Here is a 21,066-nt window from a genome sequence, read left to right on the forward strand (position 1 = left end):
TAACAGATATGGAGCATATATTCATTGTCACGAATGATGGAAAAGACAAAGATCATTCTGTGACAAGACACATAAAAAAAATAATCGAAGATTACGGCAAAACCTGTTCGGTTTGTCGTAAAGATGAAGAAAAGAAAATAATTGAAGAGAGTATTCCGGATGGTATTGACTGTGTGATCGTAATTGGAGGCGATGGCAGTTTTATCGAAGCTGCAAGGATTCTGCATGACAGGGATGTTCCGATGCTTGGGGTAAATATGGGAACACTCGGTTATCTGACAGAAGTAGAGCTTGCAGATCTGGATGAATCCATTGAGAAGCTATTGAGAGGAGAATATACGCTGGAATCCAGAATGATGCTGGAAGCAGTATACGGAGCGTCTGTGAAGGATGTTGCACTGAATGATATTGTTGTATCAAGAAACGGTGGAATTCGCATCATTCATTTCCGTATATGGGTAAATGGAGAATTGCTGAACTGCTATGAAGCGGACGGAATCATTATCTCGACACCGACCGGCTCTACCGCATACAATCTCTCTGCGGGCGGACCGATCGTAGAACCGACAGCATCGTTGCTTGTAGTCACACCGATCTGTTCGCATGCACTGAATACGAGCAGTGTGATTTTATCCGGTGAAGATGAGATTGAGATTGAGATCGGAGAAGGCAGAAACGGTACAGAAGAGGAAGTGCTGGTATCTTTTGACGGAACCCAGATGCTTATGATGCATACAGGAGAGCGGATTACCATCCGCAGATCCGCTACCAGAACAGAGATCTTAAGACTGAATAAAGTCAGTTTTCTGGAAACATTGCGTAGAAAAATGAAAGGAAATTAATGGTCATGAAAGTAAACAGACATGCGAAAATTATTGAACTGATTAGTAAATTTCAGATCGAGACGCAGGAAGAACTTGCAGATCATCTGAATAAGGAAGGATTCAAAGTTACGCAGGCAACGGTGTCACGGGATATCCGTGATCTGAAGTTGACAAAAGTTCCGTCTGAAAATGGAAAGCAGTGTTATGCAATCCATCAGGGGACGGAAAATGGCATGAGTGAAAAATATATCCGTATTCTAAGAGACGGATATGTATCTATGGACATGGCACAGAATATTCTTGTGATCAAAACAGTTGCAGGAATGGCAATGGCAGTATGTGCTGCGCTGGATGCAATGAAATGGACAGAGATTGTCGGAAGTATTGCGGGGGATGATACGATCATGTGTGCAGTCAGAAGTGTGGAAGATACTGTGAAAGTGATGGATAAGATTCGAAAAATTGTCTTGTAGGAGGCTGCATGTTACAACGTTTATATGTGAAAAATCTTGCATTGATCGATGAGATCGAAGTAGAGTTAAAAGACGGACTGAATATTCTGACCGGTGAGACAGGAGCAGGTAAATCTATTATTTTAGGATCTGTCAATCTGGCGCTTGGAGCCAGATACAGCAAAGATATGCTCCGCAAAGGAGCAGAATATGGATTTGTTGAATTGAATTTTCAGATTGAAAATGCAAAGCAACTGCACAGGCTGAAAGAACTGGATGTCTACCCGGAAGATGGAATGGTAGTTCTCTCCAGACGTCTGATGGAAGGCAGAAGTGTAAGCCGGATCAATGGAGAGACTGTGACGATGACACTTTTAAAAGAAGTGGCATCGGTGCTGATAGACATTCACGGACAGCACGAGCATCAGTCACTTCTCTACAAGAAGAATCATCTGGCAATTGTGGATGCATTTGCCAAGGATGAAATCAGTGAACTGAAAAAAAAGATAACTGAAAACTACCGGGAGTACCGGAGCTGGATGAAAGAACTGGAAGAGGCAGATCAGGATGAGGCGTCCAGAGCCAAAGAGCTTTCTTTCCTGCAGTTTGAAACGGAAGAGATCGAAAAGGCAGAGCTTCGTGAAGGGGAAGATGTAGAGCTGGAGACGGCTTATCGTTTTATAGTCAATAGTAAGAAGCTCGCAGACGGGGCGGCAGAGGCCTATGCATTTACCAGCCAGGAAGAAGGAAATGCAAGCGAAAGCTTAAGCCGGGCAATCCGTGCACTTGGAGAAATCCGCGATTACGATGATACCGTGCAGGGACTTTTTGACCAGTTGTCGGAGATTGACAGTCTGTTAAATGATTTCAACAGAGATTTGTCTGAATACAGGGATTCCTGTGAATGTTCTGAAGAGGAACTTTATGAGACGGAACAGAGACTCAACGAGATCAATCATCTCAAATTAAAATATGGCAGTCAGATTTCGGATATTCTGTCATATTATGATGAGCAGCAGGAGAAAATAAAGAAGTTGGAAGACTATGAAAATTACATTCGCAGTTTGAATGAAAACTGTCAGAAAGCAAAAGAAAAGATGGAAAAGACAGCTGGAAAATTGTCTGCAATCCGCAGAAAACAGGCAAAAACGCTGGAGAAATCTATTGGGGAGAGCTTAAAAGAGCTGAACTTCGCAGATGTAAAATTTGAGATTCAGTTTCGCACTCTTGATGCATGTACTCCGGCAGGAATGGATGAAGTGGAATTCATGATTTCAATGAATCCGGGACAGCCGGTAAGACCACTTACGAATGTTGCATCTGGTGGCGAATTGTCGCGCATTATGCTGGCGATCAAAACCGTGCTGGCGGACAAAGATGACACAGAGACATTGATCTTTGATGAGATTGATGTGGGAATCAGCGGGCGCACTGCACAGAAAGTTTCCGAGAAAATGGCACTGATCGGAAGGAATCATCAGGTCATTTGTATTACACATCTTGCGCAGATCGCAGCGATGGCAGATCACCATTTCATGATTGAGAAGACAGTCGGCAATCTGGATACGACAACCGGGATCCACGAGCTTACTGAAGAAGAGTCGGTGGAAGAACTGGCAAGAATCTTAGGTGGGGCAAAAATTACAGATGCAGTCAGAGAAAATGCGAAAGAAATGAAGACACTTGCAAGACAGATGAAAGCATAGAATTGAAAAAGAAACATATACTAAGATGGATATTACATTTGTGATATCCATCTTTATTTATGTTATGAATTATGGCGATAAGTGCTAATATACGAATCGGACAGGAGTCAGCCTGCTCGATTTATTATAAATGGGAAAGGGCGAAAACTATGCGGAAATACTGGTGGCGTAAAATGTGGATCATAATACTTGTTTTTGTATTGTCAGTAGGTGGCAGCTATTCTTATATCCGATTAAGACAGAAAGATTTTGAAAAGGAGGTAAATGCCAGTCCGATGGACAAGAAGCTGGTGATACCTGGCGGGATGCCAATCGGTATTTATCTGGAGACAAAAGGTGTTATGGTGCTTGGAACAGATGCAATTGAGCGTGAGGACGGTGTGAAAGAGAATCCCTCCAGTCATCTTGTAAAGGCAGGAGATTATATCCAGAAAGTCAATAATGCAACAGTAAAGACTAAAAATGAACTGATCGAAGAGATGAAAAAACTGAAAGAAGAGGAAGTTGTTCTTACAATCCGGCGGAACCGTGAAAATATCCGGATTAAAACAAAAGCAGTCAGGGATGTAAAAAAAGAATACAAGCTCGGAATCTGGGTGAGAGATAATGCACAGGGACTTGGGACAATCACATATCTGGATGCGGACAGCCATTTCGGAGCGCTCGGTCATGGTATTCATGATGTAGATACGAATAAGCTTTTAAGTATTTCAGAAGGCAAGGTGTATGCGACGAGTATTCGCGATATCCAGAAAGGAAAATACGGAACACCCGGCGGTATGGAAGGAATCATTGTTTACAATAACTACAATATCCTTGGAAAAATCAGTGAGAATACGGAAAATGGAATTTTTGGAAAAGTCGAACGGATTGATACGCTTTTTACGGAACAGAAGCCGGTAGAAACGGCAAAAAAAGAAGAAATCCGAAAAGGAAAAGCAAAGATCCGCTGTGCTGTAGAAGGAAAAGTCAAAGAGTATGAGGTGCGTATTCTGGAGATTAATACAAAAGCGAAAGAAGCAAATAAAGGAATACTTCTGGAAGTGACAGATCCGGAACTTCTGAAAGTGACAGGTGGCATTGTCCAGGGAATGAGTGGAAGCCCATTACTGCAAAATGGAAAAATTGTGGGTGCGGTGACACATGTACTGGTTAATAATCCGACAAAAGGTTACGCAATTTTCATAGAAAATATGCTCTCCCGGTAGAACATGGAAAATGAATGGAAAATGCAGTCGTAAACCGTCAGATTTTTACGACATTAAATTCTTGATTTACATTTTGGCACTCTTTATAATGACAATTAACAAAAAGAAAGAACCTGTGACAAACGGAAAGGGGGCATTTCGAGCAATGAATGAGATAAACGTAGCAATTGCTGATGATAATGAGAGAATTTTGGATTTACTTGGCGATATGATTGATGCGGATAAGGACTTGAAGCTGGTCGGAAAAGCCAACAATGGAGAAGATGCCTATGAAATGATCAGGCAGAAACAGCCGGATGTAGTATTACTGGATCTGATCCTTCCGAAGATGGATGGACTAAGTGTTATGGATCAGGTAAACAATGATCAGGAATTAAGAAAGCATCCGGATTTTATTGTGATCACGGCAATCGGACAGGAACGGATCACGGAAGATGCTTTCAAGAAAGGGGCAAGTTATTATATCCTGAAACCGTTCCACAACGATACGGTGATAAAAAGAATAAAAAATGCCGGAGAGAATATGACAAAAAATATAAAGCCGGTTGCGAAAGAAGGCGGTGTGCTTCCGGCACAGCCACAGATGCAGCTTGAAAACCGGGTAACAGATATGATCCATGAAATCGGAATCCCGGCGCATATCAAAGGGTATCATTACCTTAGAGATGCGATCATCATGGCAGTGGAAGATATGGATGTGCTAAATGCAATCACAAAAGTGCTGTATCCGACAGTTGCCAAGATGCATCAGACAACAGCAAGCCGCGTAGAGCGTGCAATCAGACATGCGATCGAGGTCGCATGGAGCAGAGGAAAACTGGATACACTGGATCATCTGTTTGGATATACGGTGAGCACTGGAAAGGGGAAACCGACAAATTCAGAGTTTATAGCACTGATCGCAGATACGATTCGATTGGAATATAAGAACAGATAACACTTTTCTTCTTGACAAAAATACGATATAATGATTGTATATCGTGGATCGAGAGGAAGGGAAGCAATATGAAAAAAATACTATTTGTAGCTTCAGAGTCAGTACCATTTATCAAGACAGGTGGATTAGCCGATGTAGTTGGATCACTGCCAAAGTATTTTGATAAAGATAAATATGATGTACGTGTTATGTTACCGAAGTACATGTGTATGAAAGAGACATGGAAAGAGAAGATGGAATACGTCACACATTTTTATATGGATCTGAACTGGAGAAAACAATATGTAGGAATTCTTCAGATGAAATATGAGGGAATCCTTTTTTATTTCATAGATAACGAATATTACTTTAATGGTTTCGCGCCATATGGAGATACCTATACAGATGTTGAGAAGTTCGCATTCTTCTCAAAAGCAGTTTTAAGTGCACTGCCGCTTATTGATTTCAGACCGGATATCATTCACTGTCATGACTGGCAGACAGGACTCGTTCCGGTATACCTTGATAATTTTCGCTATGGTAATGAGTGGTATAGAGGAATCAAGACGATCATGACCATTCACAATCTGAAGTTTCAGGGCACATGGGATACGAAGCGGATTCGTGACATCACGGGACTGCCACAGTATTATTTCGCACCGGATAAGCTGGAAGCATATGAGGATGCCAATTATCTGAAAGGTGGAATTGTCTATGCAGATCGGATCACAACCGTAAGCAATACTTATGCAGAAGAGATTAAGATGCCATTCTATGGAGAACGCCTGGACGGTCTGATGAATGCAAGAGCGAACTGTCTGTCCGGTATTGTGAACGGAATCGATTATGAGGATTATAATCCGAAGACAGATCCAAGCATTGTGAAGAACTATGATGTATCGAATTTCCGGAGAGAGAAAATCAAGAACAAGACAGCGCTTCAGGAAGAACTGAATCTGGAGAAGAACCATAAGACGATGATGATCGGTATCGTTTCCAGACTGACTGACCAGAAAGGCTTTGACCTGGTAGCATATGTGATGGACGAGCTCTGTCAGGATGCTGTGCAGATCGTGGCACTCGGTACTGGCGAAGAACAGTATGAGAATATGTTCCGTCATTTTGCATGGAAGTATCCGGATAAAGTATCTGCGAATATTTATTATTCCGAAGAGATGTCGCATAAAGTATATGCATCCTGTGATGCATTCCTGATGCCGTCACTCTTTGAACCATGCGGACTGAGTCAGCTTATGAGCTTAAGATACGGAACAGTTCCGATCGTAAGAGAGACCGGAGGACTGAAAGATACTGTAGAAGCATATAATGAATATGAAAAGACGGGAACTGGATTCAGCTTTATGAATTATAATGCACATGAGATGCTTGGAACAATCCGCTATGCAGAGCGTATCTATTATGATAAGAAGAGAGACTGGAATAAGATTGTAGAACGTGGCATGAAACGGGACTTTTCATGGAAGAATTCTGCAAAACAGTATGAAGACTTATATGAAAGTATGTAGAAGTTTGCAGGAACATAGATCATGAAACATTCACAGGTATCATAGTGAATGAGTTCTAACCACACTATTATATAATAATGTATTAAAAAGAGAAAACATCCTTTCTGTTCATATGAATAAATATGAATGAGAAGGATGTTTTTCTTGCATTTTATGCAAATTTGTTTTATCGTATATAATAAAGCCTTTATAGGAATAATTGTATATTTACATAGAAGGAAAAGGAGATTATATGAAGATTAAAGACATTTTAAAAGAAAAGACACCACACATATCTTTTGAAGTATTTCCACCGAAGACAGATGCCGGATTTGCAAGTGTATTATCTGCTACGGATCAGATTGGTGCATTAAAACCATCTTACATGAGTGTAACTTATGGAGCAGGTGGAGGAACCAGCAAGAATACGGTAAATATTGCATCACATATCAAGGACGACTTGGGACTTACCAGTCTGGCGCATCTGACATGCGTTTCTTCTACAAAAGAACATGTAGCACGCGTAATTGACGAGTTGAAGAAGAATAATATTGAAAATGTTCTGGCACTCCGTGGGGATATTCCGAAGGAATCTGAATTTCCACTTCCGAATCATTACAGATATGCATATGAGCTGGTTGAAGAGATCAAAAGCAAGGGTGATTTCTGCATCGGAGCTGCATGCTATCCGGAAGGTCATGTGGAAGCAGAACATAAGAAAGATGACATTTATAATCTGAAGAAAAAAGTAGACTGCGGTGTGGATTTTCTTACAACACAGATGTTTTTTGATAATACAATTTTCTACAATTTCTTATATAGAATCCGTGAAATCGGAATTACGGTTCCGGTTGTGCCGGGAATTATGCCGGTAACAAAAGGCAACCAGATGAAGAGAATCAGTGAGATGTCCGGAACAGTGCTGCCACAGAGATTCCGTGATGTACTGGATCGCTTCGGTGAAGATCCGAAAGCAATGCAGCAGGCCGGTATTGCATATGCAACCGATCAGATTATTGATCTGTTTGCAAATGGAATCAATCATGTGCATGTATATTCTATGAATAATCCGGCAGTAGCAACAGCAATCATGCACAATTTATCTGATATCGTAAAAAACGGATAGGTGTGATAGTGAATGGATAACAGAACCAAAGAAGCAATCCGCTATCTTGGATATGGAAGACAGGAAGCGGATGAACAGACGTTTGGATTGGTGGCAGATGCGTTCAGAGAACTGGATGAAACTGCGAAACCGAGAAGCATATATCGTACATTTGAACTTCAGTGGAAGCAGACAGATACGATCCGGATAGAGATGATGGAAATACATAGCAGGAATCTTTCAAAGAATCTGAAAGGCTGCCGTCAGGTCGTTCTGCTGTGCGGGACACTGGGGATTGAAGTGGACTATCTCATTAAGAGATATTCTTATACGGAAATGGCAAAAGCTGTTGTAATGCAGGCGTGTGCAGCAGCACTGTTAGAAGAGTATTTGGATGAGAGGCAGGAAGAGATACGCACAGAGATGGAAAAACAGGACTTGTATCTGCGCCCGCGATTCAGCCCGGGATACGGTGATTTTTCCATTCTTCACCAGAGAGAGATTTTAACATTGATGGAGGCATCGAAGAAGATTGGTCTGACGATGACAGAAAGCAGTATGCTCACACCGACAAAATCAGTAACCGCTTTGATCGGTCTTAGTACGACGCAGGAGAACTGTCATCAAAAAGGTTGCGAGGTCTGTGGAAAGAAGGACTGCATTTATCGCAGAGAATCATAGAAAATCAAAGATAAAGGAGCAAGAATATGCTATTAGACAGGCTGGGGAAAGAGCTTTTGTTTTTTGATGGAGGAACAGGAACTCTTTTGCAGGAAAATGGATTAAAACCGGGAGAACTTCCGGAAACATGGAGCATTGAGCATCCAGATATAATGGTTCAGATTCATAAAAAATATTATGAATCTGGAAGCGATATTGTACTGAGTAATACATTTGGCGCAAATGCATTGAAGTTTCACGATTCGCAGTATTCGCTGGAAGCGATTGTGAATGCTTCTGTTGCAAATTTAAAGAAAGCGGCAGAAGAAGGTGTTACGGATGGAAGAGAAGTGTATGCAGCACTTGATATCGGACCGACCGGTAAATTATTAAAACCAATGGGAGATCTGGACTTTGAGGATGCCTATAATGCATTTAAAGAAGTTACCATTTATGGAGAAAAAGCCGGTGCAGACCTGATCCACATTGAGACAATGAGCGATACTTATGAGGTGAAAGCGGCAATACTGGCTGCAAAAGAGAATACATCACTACCTGTATTTGCAACGATGATCTTTGATGAAAAAGGAAAACTTCTCACAGGTGGAGATGTTCCGTCTGTAGTTGCGATGCTGGAAGGGCTTCGCGTAGATGCACTCGGTATTAACTGTGGTATGGGACCGGAACAGATGATGCCGATCCTTGATGAGATTTTAAAATATACTTCCGTTCCGGTCATTGTCAAGCCTAACGCCGGACTTCCGAAACAGAAGGACGGAGAAGTTTATTATGATGTAGATCCGGAAGAATTTTCCGAATATATGATAAAGATTGTTGAGAAAGGCGCTGCTGTGATCGGAGGCTGTTGCGGTACAACACCGGAGCATATCCGTCAGATGATTGCAAGCGTGAAAGCATCCGATGCATGGAGCAGAAGAAAACTGCCGGAAGTTTGTGAGAGAACGATCGTATCTTCCTACGGAAAAGCAGCATTTTTAGGTGAGAAGCCGCTGATCATCGGAGAGCGTATCAATCCAACCGGTAAAAAAAAGTTTAAACAGGCGCTCAAAGATCACGACATGGATTATATTCTGCGTGAAGCGATTTCCCAGCAGGATCATGGAGCACATATCCTGGATGTCAATGTCGGACTTCCGGATATTGATGAAGTAGAGATGATGCGTGAAGTTGTCATGAACCTGCAGAGTATTACAAGCCTGCCACTTCAAATCGATACAGTTGACCAGCAGGCAATGGAAGCCGCTATGCGTATTTATAACGGAAAACCGATGGTAAACTCCGTGAATGGAAAGCAGGAGTCCATGGATCAGGTATTCCCACTAATCAAAAAGTATGGCGGAGCAGTAGTAGCGCTGACAATTGATGAAGACGGGATTCCACAGACAGTTGAAAAACGTGTGGAGATTGCCGGAAAGATCATTACAGAAGCAGCAAAATATGGCATCCCGAAGAAAGATATTGTTATCGATGTTCTTACAATGACGATCAGTTCAGAACCGGAAGGCGCCCGGATCACATTGGAATCTCTGAGAAAAGTCAGGGAGATATATGGAGTCTGTACGGTGCTTGGAGTATCGAATATTTCATTCGGACTTCCATACCGCCCGGCAGTCAATTCCAATTTCTACACAATGGCAATGCAGAACGGTCTGAGTGCAGGAATTATCAATCCTCTGTCAGAAGATATGATGCGTTCATACTATTCTTATTGTGCATTGATGAACTATGATGAGAACTGTGAAGAATATATCAGACAATACGGAAGCGTAAAGGCAGACAAACCTGTTGCCAAAGATACGCAGATTACGCTCAAGAGTGCAATTGAAAAAGGCTTAAAAGAAGAAGCGCATCATGCAGCCTATGAGCTTGTAAAGACGATGGCACCGCTTGATATTATCAATGAGGAGATGATTCCGGCTTTAGACGGAGTTGGAAAAGGATTTGAAAAAGGTACGGTATTCCTTCCGCAGCTCTTGATGAGTGCAGATGCCGCTAAGATTGCATTTGCGGTATTGAAGGATGAACTGGCAAAGAGCGGCACAGAAGAAAAGGAAAAAGACAAGATCATTCTTGCAACTGTAAAAGGAGATATTCACGATATAGGCAAGAATATCGTGAAAGTACTTCTTGAAAATTACAGCTTTGATGTTCTGGATCTTGGAAAAGATGTACCGCCGGAATTGATTGTTGAGACAGCAGTAAAAGAAGATATTAAACTGGTTGGATTAAGTGCGCTTATGACGACAACTGTAGTCAGCATGGAAGAAACGATCAGACAACTCAACAAAGAAAAGCCGGATTGTAAAGTTATGGTAGGCGGTGCAGTCCTAAATCAGGATTATGCAGACCAGATCCATGCAGATTTCTATGGAAAAGATGCAATGCAATCCGTATACTATGCACAGAAAGTATTCGGACGGGAATAGACAGATAAGAAGATTCATAACAATAGAGCAAACATAAAACAAGTCACAGCTAGGAGGAAGAAACATGGCATTAATATTACCTGAAAAATATGACCCTCATCTTTCGGTAAGAGAGACGCAGGAAGCAATCAAGTACATTCGCGACACATTTCAGAAAGAATTTGGAAAAGAGATGAATCTGGAAAGAATTTCAGCGCCTCTTTTCGTTACGAAGAAGAGCGGACTGAATGACAATTTGAATGGTGTGGAGCGTCCGGTACAGTTTGATATTGCAGGGATTAAAGGAGAAGAAGTAGAAGTTGTACAGTCTCTTGCAAAATGGAAACGTATGGCCCTTCATGAATATGGCTTCAAACCAGGCGAAGGACTTTATACAAATATGAATGCGATCCGCCGCGATGAAGAACTGGATAATCTTCATTCCTGTTATGTTGACCAGTGGGACTGGGAGAAAGTAATTACAAAAGAAGAGCGTACAGTTGAGACATTAAAAGATACCGTGCGTACAATTTTCAAAGTGATCAAACATATGGAGCATGAAGTATGGTATAAGTATCCACAGGCAGTGAAACATCTGCCGGACGGAGTGACGTTTATCACTTCCCAGGAGCTGGAAGACCGTTATCCGGATAAGACACCAAAAGAACGAGAAAATCTGATTACGAAAGAATACGGTTGCGTATTTGTTATGCAGATCGGTGACAAGCTGGCAAGCGGGGAGCCGCATGATGGTCGTGCACCGGATTATGATGACTGGCAGTTAAATGGAGATATCCTATTCTGGTTTGAAAATCTGAACTGTGCACTGGAGATTTCCAGCATGGGTATTCGTGTAGATGAGAAATCTCTTGCAGAACAACTAAAAAAAGCCGGATGCGAGGAACGCAAAGAACTGCCGTATCATAAGATGCTTTTAAATGGAGAATTGCCGTATACGATCGGTGGAGGTATCGGTCAGTCAAGACTTTGTATGCTGCTTCTGGATCGTGCCCATGTCGGAGAGGTTCAGGCAAGTATCTGGCCGGAAGAAATGAAAAAGACATGCAAAGAGCATAATATCGTATTACTGTAAGTTGTATTTAATTCTGTACATGCGGGAATATTGACACTGTATTAACGATTTTTTATACTTAAAGGAGTTTATGAGAAATTCTATTAGGAAAGAGAATCAGGAGGATGTGTCAATATGATCAGAGGATTAGATACGACAGTCAAACGTTTGAGACGGAAAGTATTCGAAGAAGTTGCAAGACTTGGCTTCGAGGCAAATGATGAGACGCTTTGTGACGACATGGAAGCAATTCCATATGCTATGGTGAATGAAGAAAGCCCTGTTTACAGGGACAGCATTTACAGAGCCAGAGCAGTTGTCAGGGAGCGTCTTCGTCTTGCTATGGGATTGTCACTCCGTCCGGAGAACAAACCGGTTCATCTGACTGCCGGTGTGGAGGCGAGTAATATTTCGGACAAATACTATGAGCCGCCGCTTATGCAGGTCATACCGTCAGCGTGTGCAGCATGTGAGGAACGTGGATATGAAGTAAGCAATATGTGTAAGGGCTGTCTGGCACATCCGTGTATGGAAGTCTGTCCGAAGAGTGCGATTTCCATGGTAAATGGTAAATCTCACATTGACCAGGAAAAATGCATCAAGTGTGGAAAATGCAAATCCGCCTGTCCGTATGACGCAATCTCCTGTAAGGCAAGACCTTGCAAAATGGCATGTGGTGTAGGAGCAATCGAGTCAGATGCTATGGGAAGAGCTTACATTAACAATGATAAATGCGTATCCTGCGGAATGTGTATGGTAAACTGTCCGTTTGGTGCGATTTCTGATAAATCGCAGATTTTCCAGTTAGCGCATGCACTGAAAGATGGTGAAGAGATTGTTGCCGAGATTGCTCCGGCATATGCAGGACAGTTTGGAGATAATATCACGCCGAGAAATCTAAAAGCGGCACTCAAGGAACTTGGTTTCTCGGAATTTTATGAAGTTGCACTTGGGGCAGATATTGGTGCAGTTGCGGAGGCGCATCATTATGTGGAAAAAGTTGTGACAGGAGAACTGCCGTTCCTTCTTACATCTTGCTGTCCGTCATGGGCGATGCTTGCTAAGAAGTATTTTCCGGACCTCATTGATCAGGTATCACAGGAGTTAACGCCGATGGTTGCGACGGCTCGTACGATCAAGCAGAAGCATCCGAATGCCAAAGTGGTATTCATCGGACCGTGTGCGGCAAAGAAGCTGGAAGCGATGCGCCGGGATGTGCGAAGTGATGTGGATTTTGTTATTACATTTGAAGAACTGCAGGCAATGTTCGATGCTAAGAATATTGACCTGACACAGTATGAAGCAGAATCGTCTTTCCATGATGCGACCGGAGCAGGAAGAGGGTATGCAGTAGCAGGAGGCGTTGCAGAGGCAATCGAGAAATGTATCCATGAGTATTATCCGGATGTAGAAGTAAATATCGAACATGCGGAAGGACTGGCTGAGTGTAAGAAGATGCTCGCTCTTGCAAAAGCAGGACGCATGAACGGATGCCTGATCGAAGGAATGGGATGCCCAGGAGGATGCGTGGCAGGTGCAGGAACAAATATTCCGGTTCCGAAAGCGCAGAAGAATATCAAAGAATTTGTAAAAGCATCCACAAAAAAACTTCCGCCAAAAGAATTGGCAGAGATTGAATTAAAGTAAAAAAGAAGAAATGTGCAAAGATGCCTGTCGTTGACAAACGGCGGGTATCTTATTATAATTAGGAGATAGTGAGTTTGGAGGAGGAAATTATGCAAAAATACGGAGTAAATGAATTACGTAGAATGTTCCTTGAATTTTTTGAAAGTAAAGGACATCTGGCTATGAAAAGTTTTTCACTGGTGCCGCACAATGACAAGAGTCTGTTGCTTATCAATTCCGGTATGGCGCCGTTAAAACCATATTTTACAGGACAGGAGATTCCACCAAGAAAGAGAGTGACAACCTGTCAGAAGTGTATCCGTACAGGAGATATCGAGAATGTAGGAAAGACTGCAAGACACGGTACTTTCTTCGAGATGCTTGGTAACTTTTCGTTTGGAGATTATTTTAAACACGATGCAATTCACTGGACATGGGAGTTTTTGACAGAAGTTGTAGGTCTTGATCCGGATCGTCTGTATCCATCTGTTTATCTTGAGGACGATGAAGCGTGGAAGATCTGGAATGAAGAGATTGGGATTGCACCGGAGAGAATCTTCAAGTTTGGCAAGGAAGATAACTTCTGGGAGCATGGTTCAGGTCCTTGTGGTCCATGTTCAGAAGTATATTACGACCGCGGTGAGAAATATGGTTGCGGACGTCCGGATTGTACAGTAGGATGTGAATGTGATCGATACATGGAAATCTGGAATAACGTATTTACACAGTTTGACAATGACGGACACAACAACTACACAGAACTTGAACAGAAGAATATTGATACCGGTATGGGACTGGAGCGTCTTGCATGTATTGTGCAGGATGTAGATTCTATGTTTGATATCGATACAATGAAAGCACTGCGCGACCATGTATGCCGCATTACAGGTGTATCTTATGGAACAAGCGATGAGACAGATGTTTCTCTCCGTGTTATCACGGATCATATCCGTTCTGTCACGTTTATGATCTCCGACGGAATTATGCCGTCTAACAGTGGAAGAGGTTATGTGCTGCGGCGTCTGTTGCGTCGTGCCTGCCGTCATGGACGACTGCTTGGCATTGAGAGAGCATTCCTCGTAGAACTGGCACAGACTGTTATCGATGGTTCCAAGGATGGATATCCGGAACTGGAAGAGAAAAAAGACTTTATTTTCAATGTCATTGCAAAAGAAGAAGCGCAGTTTAACAAGACGATCGATCAGGGACTGTCTATTCTTGCTGACATGGAAGCAGATATGAAAGCAGAAGGTACAACCGTACTTTCCGGAGAGAATGCATTCAAGCTTTATGATACTTATGGATTCCCGGTGGATCTGACAAGTGAGATCCTGGAGGAAAAGGGACTGACATATGATAAAGAAGGCTTTGAAAAAGCACAGAAAGAACAGCGCGCGAAGTCCGAAGGAACTTTTGGAACACACAGTTACAGTGGTACAGACGCAAGCGTTTATGATGCGCTTGATCCGGAACTGACAACAGAATTTGTCGGATATGACAATATGGAAGCAGAGTCAGAAGTTACAGCACTTACAAGTGAAGAAGAGATTGTAGATGCACTCTCTGACGGAGAAAAGGGAACGGTCATTGTAGCGAAGACTCCGCTCTATGCAACAAGCGGTGGACAGGAAGCTGATAAAGGTGTGATCCGCAGTGCAGACGGTGAATTTGTAGTAGAAGATGTTGTAAAACTTCTCGGTGGCAAATTCGGACATGTCGGTCATGTGACAAAAGGCATGATCAAAATCGGTGATAAAGTGACACTGGAAGTTGATCGTGAGAACCGTGCACTTGCTGCAAATAACCACAGTGCAACACATCTGTTACAGAAAGCACTCCGCATGGTGCTTGGAACACATGTAGAACAGGCTGGATCTCTGAACAATGCGAACAGACTTCGTTTTGACTTTACGCATTTTTCTGCTATGACAGAAGAACAGCTTAAAGAAGTAGAGGCAATCGTCAACAGAGAAATTCGTAATCATCTTCCGGTTGTTGTGCGCAACATGCCGATCGAGGAAGCAAAAAAGACAGGAGCAGCGGCTCTATTTGGTGAAAAATACGGAGATATTGTACGTGTTGTCAGCATGGGAGATTTCTCTATTGAGTTCTGTGGTGGTACACATGTGGCAAATACCGGTGATATCATGTCATTTAAGATCCTTTCCGAGTCCGGTGTCGCAGCCGGTGTGCGCCGTATTGAAGCACTGACTTCCAAAGGACTGATGGATTATTACGAGGAACAGGAGCAGAAGCTTCACGAAGCTGCGAAGATGTTGAAGACAACTCCGGATAATATGGAAGAGAAGATCAGTCATCTGCAGGCTGAGAATAAGGCATTGAAGAGCGAAGTGGAGAGCCTGAAGGGCAAGCTTGCCAAAGATGCTATAGGTGATGTGATGAATCAGGTGACAGAAGTTGTCGGTGTGAAATTGCTCGCCGCAAAGGTAGAAGGCGTGGATATGAACGGACTCCGTGATCTTGGTGACCAGTTAAAAGACAAGCTTGGCGAAGGTGTTGTTGTGCTTGTATCGGCTACAGATGGTAAAGTCAGCCTGATGGCTATGGCTACCAAAGGAGCAATTGATAAAGGCGCACATGCAGGTAATCTGATCAAGGCTTGTGCATCATGCGTTGGCGGTGGTGGTGGTGGCCGCCCGAATATGGCCCAAGCTGGGGGCAAGAAGCCGGAAGGCATGAATGATGCACTCACAAAAGCGAAAGAAGTACTGGCTGAACAGCTTGCATAAGTGCACTTTAGAAGTATGAAAATACGCAGATAATAGTACAATAAAATACAATGAAAATAAAGAAAGATACATTTTCTACAAAAAAGTGAAAATGTATCTTTCTTTTTTATAGATAATAACTATAATGACTGTTGCAATTGCCTATAAATAACAGAAAAGTTAAAAAATAAACAATTATTGACAGATAATTTAAGGACTGTTACAATAAGCCTGTCAAAATAAAAGAAAAGTGATCGGGTGATGAACCTAAGAGAGATTATTAGCAATAAGCAATAGCGCCGAAGGGGCAAGAAGTAATTCGAAACTCTCAGGCAGAAGAATTGGGTTCGGACGAAGCTCTGAAAGAAAGCAGACAGGGAGGCAGGAAGTCCTGAAATAGGACATGTCTCTTATTTTTTTGCTCCGACAAACTTTTAACGGGACAAGACCCGCTGACAGAGCAGTTCATGATGAGAAAAAAGGAGGATTTTTATCATGGAATTAAAAACGCCACTCTATGATGCACATGTGAAGGCAGGAGGTAAGATCGTACCATTTGGAGGTTACCTTCTTCCGGTACAGTATGAAGCAGGTGTAATCAAAGAACATATGGCTGTTCGTACTCAGGCAGGACTATTTGATGTATCTCATATGGGAGAAGTTTTATGCGAAGGAAAGGATGCACTTGCAAATATCCAGATGATACTGACGAATAACTTTGACAATATGGTGGATGGACAGGCAAGATACAGTCCGATGTGTAATGAACATGGCGGAACAGTAGACGATCTGATTGTTTACAAACATTCCGATGATCATTACTTTATTGTTGTCAATGCAGCAAACAAAGATAAAGATTATCAGTGGATGTTAAATCATCAGTTTGGAGAAGTCAAATTTACAGACGTATCTGCTCAGTATGCACAGCTTGCACTGCAAGGACCAAAAGCAATGGATATCTTAAGAAAGCTGACAGCAGAAGAGAACATTCCTCAGAAATACTACCATGCAGTATTCGACACAGAAGTAGCCGGAATCCCATGTATCATTTCCAAGACAGGATACACAGGTGAGGATGGAGTAGAATTATATCTGCCAAGCGAGTATGCAGAGAAGATGTGGGATACACTTCTTGAAAATGGAAAAGAAGAAGGACTTATCCCGTGTGGTCTTGGAGCAAGAGATACACTTCGTATGGAAGCAGCAATGCCACTTTACGGTCACGAGATGGATGATGATGTTTCACCGCTGGAGACAGGACTTGGATTCGCAGTGAAGATGAAAAAAGATGACTTCATCGGTAAGAAAGCTCTGGAAGAACATGCAGAACTAACGAGAAAGAGAGTAGGTCTGGAAGTTATTGGAAGAGGAATCATCCGTGAACATCAGGATGTATATGCAGACGGCAAAGTGATCGGACATACAACATCCGGTACAAAAGGTCCTTTCATTGACAAGGCTGTCGGAATGGCATTACTGGAAACTGCCTATACAGATGTAGGAACAAAATTACAGGTGGATGTCAGAGGACGTATGGTTGATGTAGAAGTTGTAGCACTTCCGTTTTATAAGAGAGCAAAATAAATATAAGGATGCCAGGGAAAAGGTCTGAAACCGAGGGTATCACAAACAGAGGCATATTATATCATAAAAGAAAAGGAGATTAAAACAATGGAATTAAGAGCAGAATTAAAGTATTCAAAATCACACGAGTGGATAAAAGAGGATGGAGACGTAAGAGTGATCGGATTAACAGATTATGCACAGTCTGAATTAGGAGATCTTGTATTTATAAACCTTCCGGAAGTTGGAGATGAAGTAACAGTCGGAGAAGCATTCGCAGATGTTGAGTCTGTAAAAGCAGTATCTGATGTATTCTCACCGGTTTCAGGTGTTGTAACAGAGATCAATGAAGAGCTGTTAGACGCTCCGGAATCTATCAACGAAACACCTTATGATGCATGGTTTGTAAAAGTTGGTGAAGTAAAAGAGACAGAAGAACTGTTAGATGCTGACGCATACAAAGCATTTGTAGAAAGCGAAGAGGCTTAATACATAAGAATGTAAAGAAAGGCGGTGGATAAAGAACATGGGTAGTTATGTTCCAAACACATTAGATGAGCGAAAAGCGATGCTCAATGAAATCGGATATGAGAGCATCGATGATTTATTCCGCCACATTCCGGAGCAGGTTAAGATCCAGGGCGGCTTAGATATTCCGGAAGGAATGTCAGAGATGGAAGTTCTGAAAAAGATGAAAGGAATCGCAAAGAAAAATAAAGTATTTCCGACAATCTTCCGTGGTGCAGGCGCATACAGACACTATATTCCGGCTATGGTAAACAATGTCATTTCAAAAGAAAATTTACAGACTGCATATACACCGTATCAGGCAGAAATCAGTCAGGGAATTCTGCAATCCATTTTTGAGTATCAGACAATGATAGCAGATCTTACAGGAATGGATGTATCCAATGCATCTGTTTATGACGGAGCTACGGCAGCAGCAGAGGCGGTTGCAATGTGTGCTGACAGAAAACGTAAGAAAGCATTTGTTTCAGCAACAGTAATGCCAAGTGTGTTAGAAGTTATTAAAACATATTGCTTCGGTAACGAATTAGAAATCGAAGTAATTCCGGAAAAAGACGGAGTGACAGATATTGATTATCTGAAAGAACATATTGATAAACAGGTAGCATGTGTGCTGATCCAGCATCCAAATTATTATGGAAGTTTGGAAGATGCACAGACAATCGGCGAAGTGGCACACGAGGCAGGCGCTAAATACGTTATGAGTGTGAATCCGATTTCTCTTGGAGCACTGAAGACACCAAGAGAGTATGGCGCAGATGTTGCAGTTGGCGACGGACAGCCACTCGGACTTCCAATTGCATTTGGCGGACCATATCTCGGCTTCATGACATGTGTGGAAAGTATGATGAGAAAGCTTCCTGGACGAGTTGCCGGAGAGACAGAAGATCACAACGGAAAAAAAGGCTATGTTCTGACATTACAGGCAAGAGAGCAGCATATCCGTCGTGAGAAAGCATCCAGCAACATCTGTTCAAACCAGGCACTTTGTGCACTTGCTGTTGGTGTATATCTTTCCTGCATGGGAAATGAAGGTGTGACAAAAGCAGCCGAGCAGAGCATGTCCAAAGCACATTACATGGCAGAGAAACTTGCGGGAGCAGGATTTAAGGTGGAAAACAAACAGAATTTCTTCCATGAATTTGTAACTGTATCAGATACACCTTCTGAAAAAGTACTGAAGGCACTGGAAGACGAAGACATCCTTGGTGGATATCCACTGGATGACAAGCGGATTCTCTGGTGCTGTACAGAGATGAACACAAAAGAAGAGGTCGACAAAACAGTATCGATCTTAAAGGAGGTGTAGTGGATGCTGATTTTTGAAAAAAGCAAAACAGGAAGAAAATGCCAGAACCTTCCGGAGTGCGATGTACCAGTCGTTACTTTAGATGCAAAAGATAAAAGAGAAGTGAAATTACATCTGCCGGAGCTTTCAGAGGGCGAGCTTAGCAGACATTACACAGAACTGGCAAAGAAATCACATGGTGTGAACGATGGATTCTATCCATTGGGCTCCTGTACTATGAAATATAATCCGAGAGTTAATGAAGTGGCAGCAGGATTGGAAGGATTTACAGATATTCATCCGTTACAGCCGACAGAGACTGTGCAGGGATGTCTGGAAGTATTAAAAACACTGGAATCCTATCTGTGCGAGATCGCCGGAATGAAGCGTATGACTTTCCAACCGGCAGCAGGTGCGCATGGAGAGTTTACAGGACTTCTTCTGATCAAAGCATATCATAAAAGCCGCGGAGATGAAAAACGTAAAAAGATCATCGTTCCTGATTCTGCACACGGAACGAACCCGGCAAGTGCAGCAATGGCAGGATTTTCAGTAGTGAGTGTTCCTTCAGGACCGGATGGATGCGTAGATATTGAAAAATTAAAAGAAATTGCAGGCGATGATGTAGCCGGGCTTATGCTTACAAACCCGAATACAGTAGGTCTGTTTGACAAGAATATTCTTGAAATCACAAAGATTATTCATGACTGTGGCGGACTCTGTTACTATGACGGAGCAAACTTAAATGCAGTTATGGGAACAGTAAGACCTGGAGATATGGGATTTGATGTTATTCATCTGAATCTTCATAAGACATTCTCAACTCCGCACGGTGGAGGCGGCCCGGGAAGTGGACCGGTAGGATGCAAGGAATTCCTTGTTCCATTCCTTCCATCGATTCTTGTAGAAGGTGAAGACAAACTGGTTGCTGTAAAAGAAAAAGACAGTATTGGTGAGATGAAGAACTTTTATGGAAATTTCCTTGTTGTAGTACGTGCCTCGGCTTATGTTATGACACTTGGAAAAGAAGGAATTCCGGAAGCAAGCAAGAATGCAGTTCTGAACGCTAATTATATGATGAATAAATTAAAAGATCTCTATACAATGGCTTATGATGAAGTGTGCATGCATGAATTTGTTATGAGTCTTGTAGATCTGAAAAAACAGACAGGTGTATCAGCAATGGATATTGCAAAAGGACTTCTCGACTTCGAAATCCATCCACCGACAATGTATTTCCCTCTGATCGTGGACGAAGCATTAATGGTTGAGCCTACAGAGACAGAGTCTAAAGAGACAATGGATGAGGCGATTGCAGTATTCCGCAAATTGTATGAGACTGCCGGTGAGGATGCAGAGAGTCTTCATAATGCTCCGATGACAACACCAGTAACAAGAATGGATGAAGTAGGAGCAGCAAGACATCCGATTCTTAGATATCAGTTTGAAGACTAATTA

16 protein-coding genes and 1 riboswitch are annotated in these 21,066 nt (G+C 42.3%); all 16 genes read left to right on the forward strand.

Annotated elements, in window-relative coordinates; genetic code table 11:
* Window positions 1–8 precede the first annotated feature (8 nt).
* Complete coding sequence (locus DWY31_RS00655) at window positions 9–842, forward strand: NAD(+)/NADH kinase (protein WP_118519275.1); 834 nt, start codon at window positions 9–11, stop codon at window positions 840–842.
* Between the two features lie 5 nt (window positions 843–847).
* Window positions 848–1,297 carry an arginine repressor gene (gene argR, locus DWY31_RS00660; RefSeq protein WP_117537290.1) on the forward strand — a complete coding sequence of 150 codons (450 nt, stop codon included), beginning with the start codon at window positions 848–850 and terminating at the stop codon, window positions 1,295–1,297.
* A gap of 8 nt (window positions 1,298–1,305) precedes the next feature.
* Entirely contained in the window at window positions 1,306–2,982 is a 1,677-nt protein-coding gene (gene recN / locus DWY31_RS00665; protein WP_118519276.1) for a DNA repair protein RecN, read from the forward strand.
* A 149-nt stretch (window positions 2,983–3,131) separates the two neighbouring features.
* Window positions 3,132–4,190 carry a SpoIVB peptidase gene (gene spoIVB, locus DWY31_RS00670; protein ID WP_118519277.1) on the forward strand — a complete coding sequence of 353 codons (1,059 nt, stop codon included), beginning with the start codon at window positions 3,132–3,134 and terminating at the stop codon, window positions 4,188–4,190.
* A 145-nt stretch (window positions 4,191–4,335) separates the two neighbouring features.
* Entirely contained in the window at window positions 4,336–5,127 is a 792-nt protein-coding gene (spo0A, locus tag DWY31_RS00675; RefSeq protein WP_118519426.1) for a sporulation transcription factor Spo0A, read from the forward strand.
* Window positions 5,128–5,195: 68 nt separating this feature from the next.
* Entirely contained in the window at window positions 5,196–6,632 is a 1,437-nt protein-coding gene (glgA, locus tag DWY31_RS00680) for a glycogen synthase GlgA (protein WP_021859971.1), read from the forward strand.
* 232 nt (window positions 6,633–6,864) lie between these two features.
* Entirely contained in the window at window positions 6,865–7,737 is an 873-nt protein-coding gene (gene metF, locus DWY31_RS00685) for a methylenetetrahydrofolate reductase [NAD(P)H] (RefSeq protein WP_021859970.1), read from the forward strand.
* A 12-nt stretch (window positions 7,738–7,749) separates the two neighbouring features.
* Window positions 7,750–8,397, forward strand: a complete 648-nt coding sequence (locus DWY31_RS00690) for a vitamin B12 dependent-methionine synthase activation domain-containing protein (RefSeq protein WP_118519278.1) — start codon at window positions 7,750–7,752, stop codon at window positions 8,395–8,397.
* 26 nt (window positions 8,398–8,423) lie between these two features.
* On the forward strand, window positions 8,424–10,823 hold the full coding sequence (locus DWY31_RS00695; RefSeq protein ID WP_118519279.1) for a homocysteine S-methyltransferase family protein: 2,400 nt from the start codon (window positions 8,424–8,426) through the stop codon (window positions 10,821–10,823).
* A gap of 64 nt (window positions 10,824–10,887) precedes the next feature.
* Window positions 10,888–11,895: an aspartate--ammonia ligase gene (gene asnA, locus DWY31_RS00700; RefSeq protein WP_118288539.1), complete on the forward strand. Its 1,008-nt coding sequence runs from the start codon at window positions 10,888–10,890 to the stop codon at window positions 11,893–11,895.
* 114 nt (window positions 11,896–12,009) lie between these two features.
* A complete protein-coding gene (locus DWY31_RS00705; RefSeq protein ID WP_021859966.1) occupies window positions 12,010–13,521 on the forward strand; it encodes a 4Fe-4S dicluster domain-containing protein in 1,512 nt (503 codons plus the stop codon).
* 89 nt (window positions 13,522–13,610) lie between these two features.
* Window positions 13,611–16,250 (forward strand): alanine--tRNA ligase, encoded by a 2,640-nt coding sequence (gene alaS, locus DWY31_RS00710; protein WP_118519280.1) that lies wholly within the window; start codon window positions 13,611–13,613, stop codon window positions 16,248–16,250.
* A 237-nt stretch (window positions 16,251–16,487) separates the two neighbouring features.
* Window positions 16,488–16,583, forward strand: a riboswitch (glycine riboswitch).
* Window positions 16,584–16,724: 141 nt separating this feature from the next.
* Entirely contained in the window at window positions 16,725–17,813 is a 1,089-nt protein-coding gene (gcvT, locus tag DWY31_RS00715) for a glycine cleavage system aminomethyltransferase GcvT (RefSeq protein ID WP_118519281.1), read from the forward strand.
* Between the two features lie 87 nt (window positions 17,814–17,900).
* Window positions 17,901–18,281, forward strand: a complete 381-nt coding sequence (gene gcvH, locus DWY31_RS00720) for a glycine cleavage system protein GcvH (RefSeq protein ID WP_118288536.1) — start codon at window positions 17,901–17,903, stop codon at window positions 18,279–18,281.
* A 37-nt stretch (window positions 18,282–18,318) separates the two neighbouring features.
* A complete protein-coding gene (gene gcvPA / locus DWY31_RS00725) occupies window positions 18,319–19,629 on the forward strand; it encodes an aminomethyl-transferring glycine dehydrogenase subunit GcvPA (protein ID WP_118519282.1) in 1,311 nt (436 codons plus the stop codon).
* A 3-nt stretch (window positions 19,630–19,632) separates the two neighbouring features.
* Window positions 19,633–21,063: an aminomethyl-transferring glycine dehydrogenase subunit GcvPB gene (gene gcvPB, locus DWY31_RS00730; protein WP_118519283.1), complete on the forward strand. Its 1,431-nt coding sequence runs from the start codon at window positions 19,633–19,635 to the stop codon at window positions 21,061–21,063.
* Window positions 21,064–21,066 lie beyond the last annotated feature (3 nt).

The sequence above is a fragment of the Dorea sp. AF24-7LB genome (assembly GCF_003478575.1).
GTDB classification, from domain to species: domain Bacteria; phylum Bacillota; class Clostridia; order Lachnospirales; family Lachnospiraceae; genus Dorea_D; species Dorea_D hominis.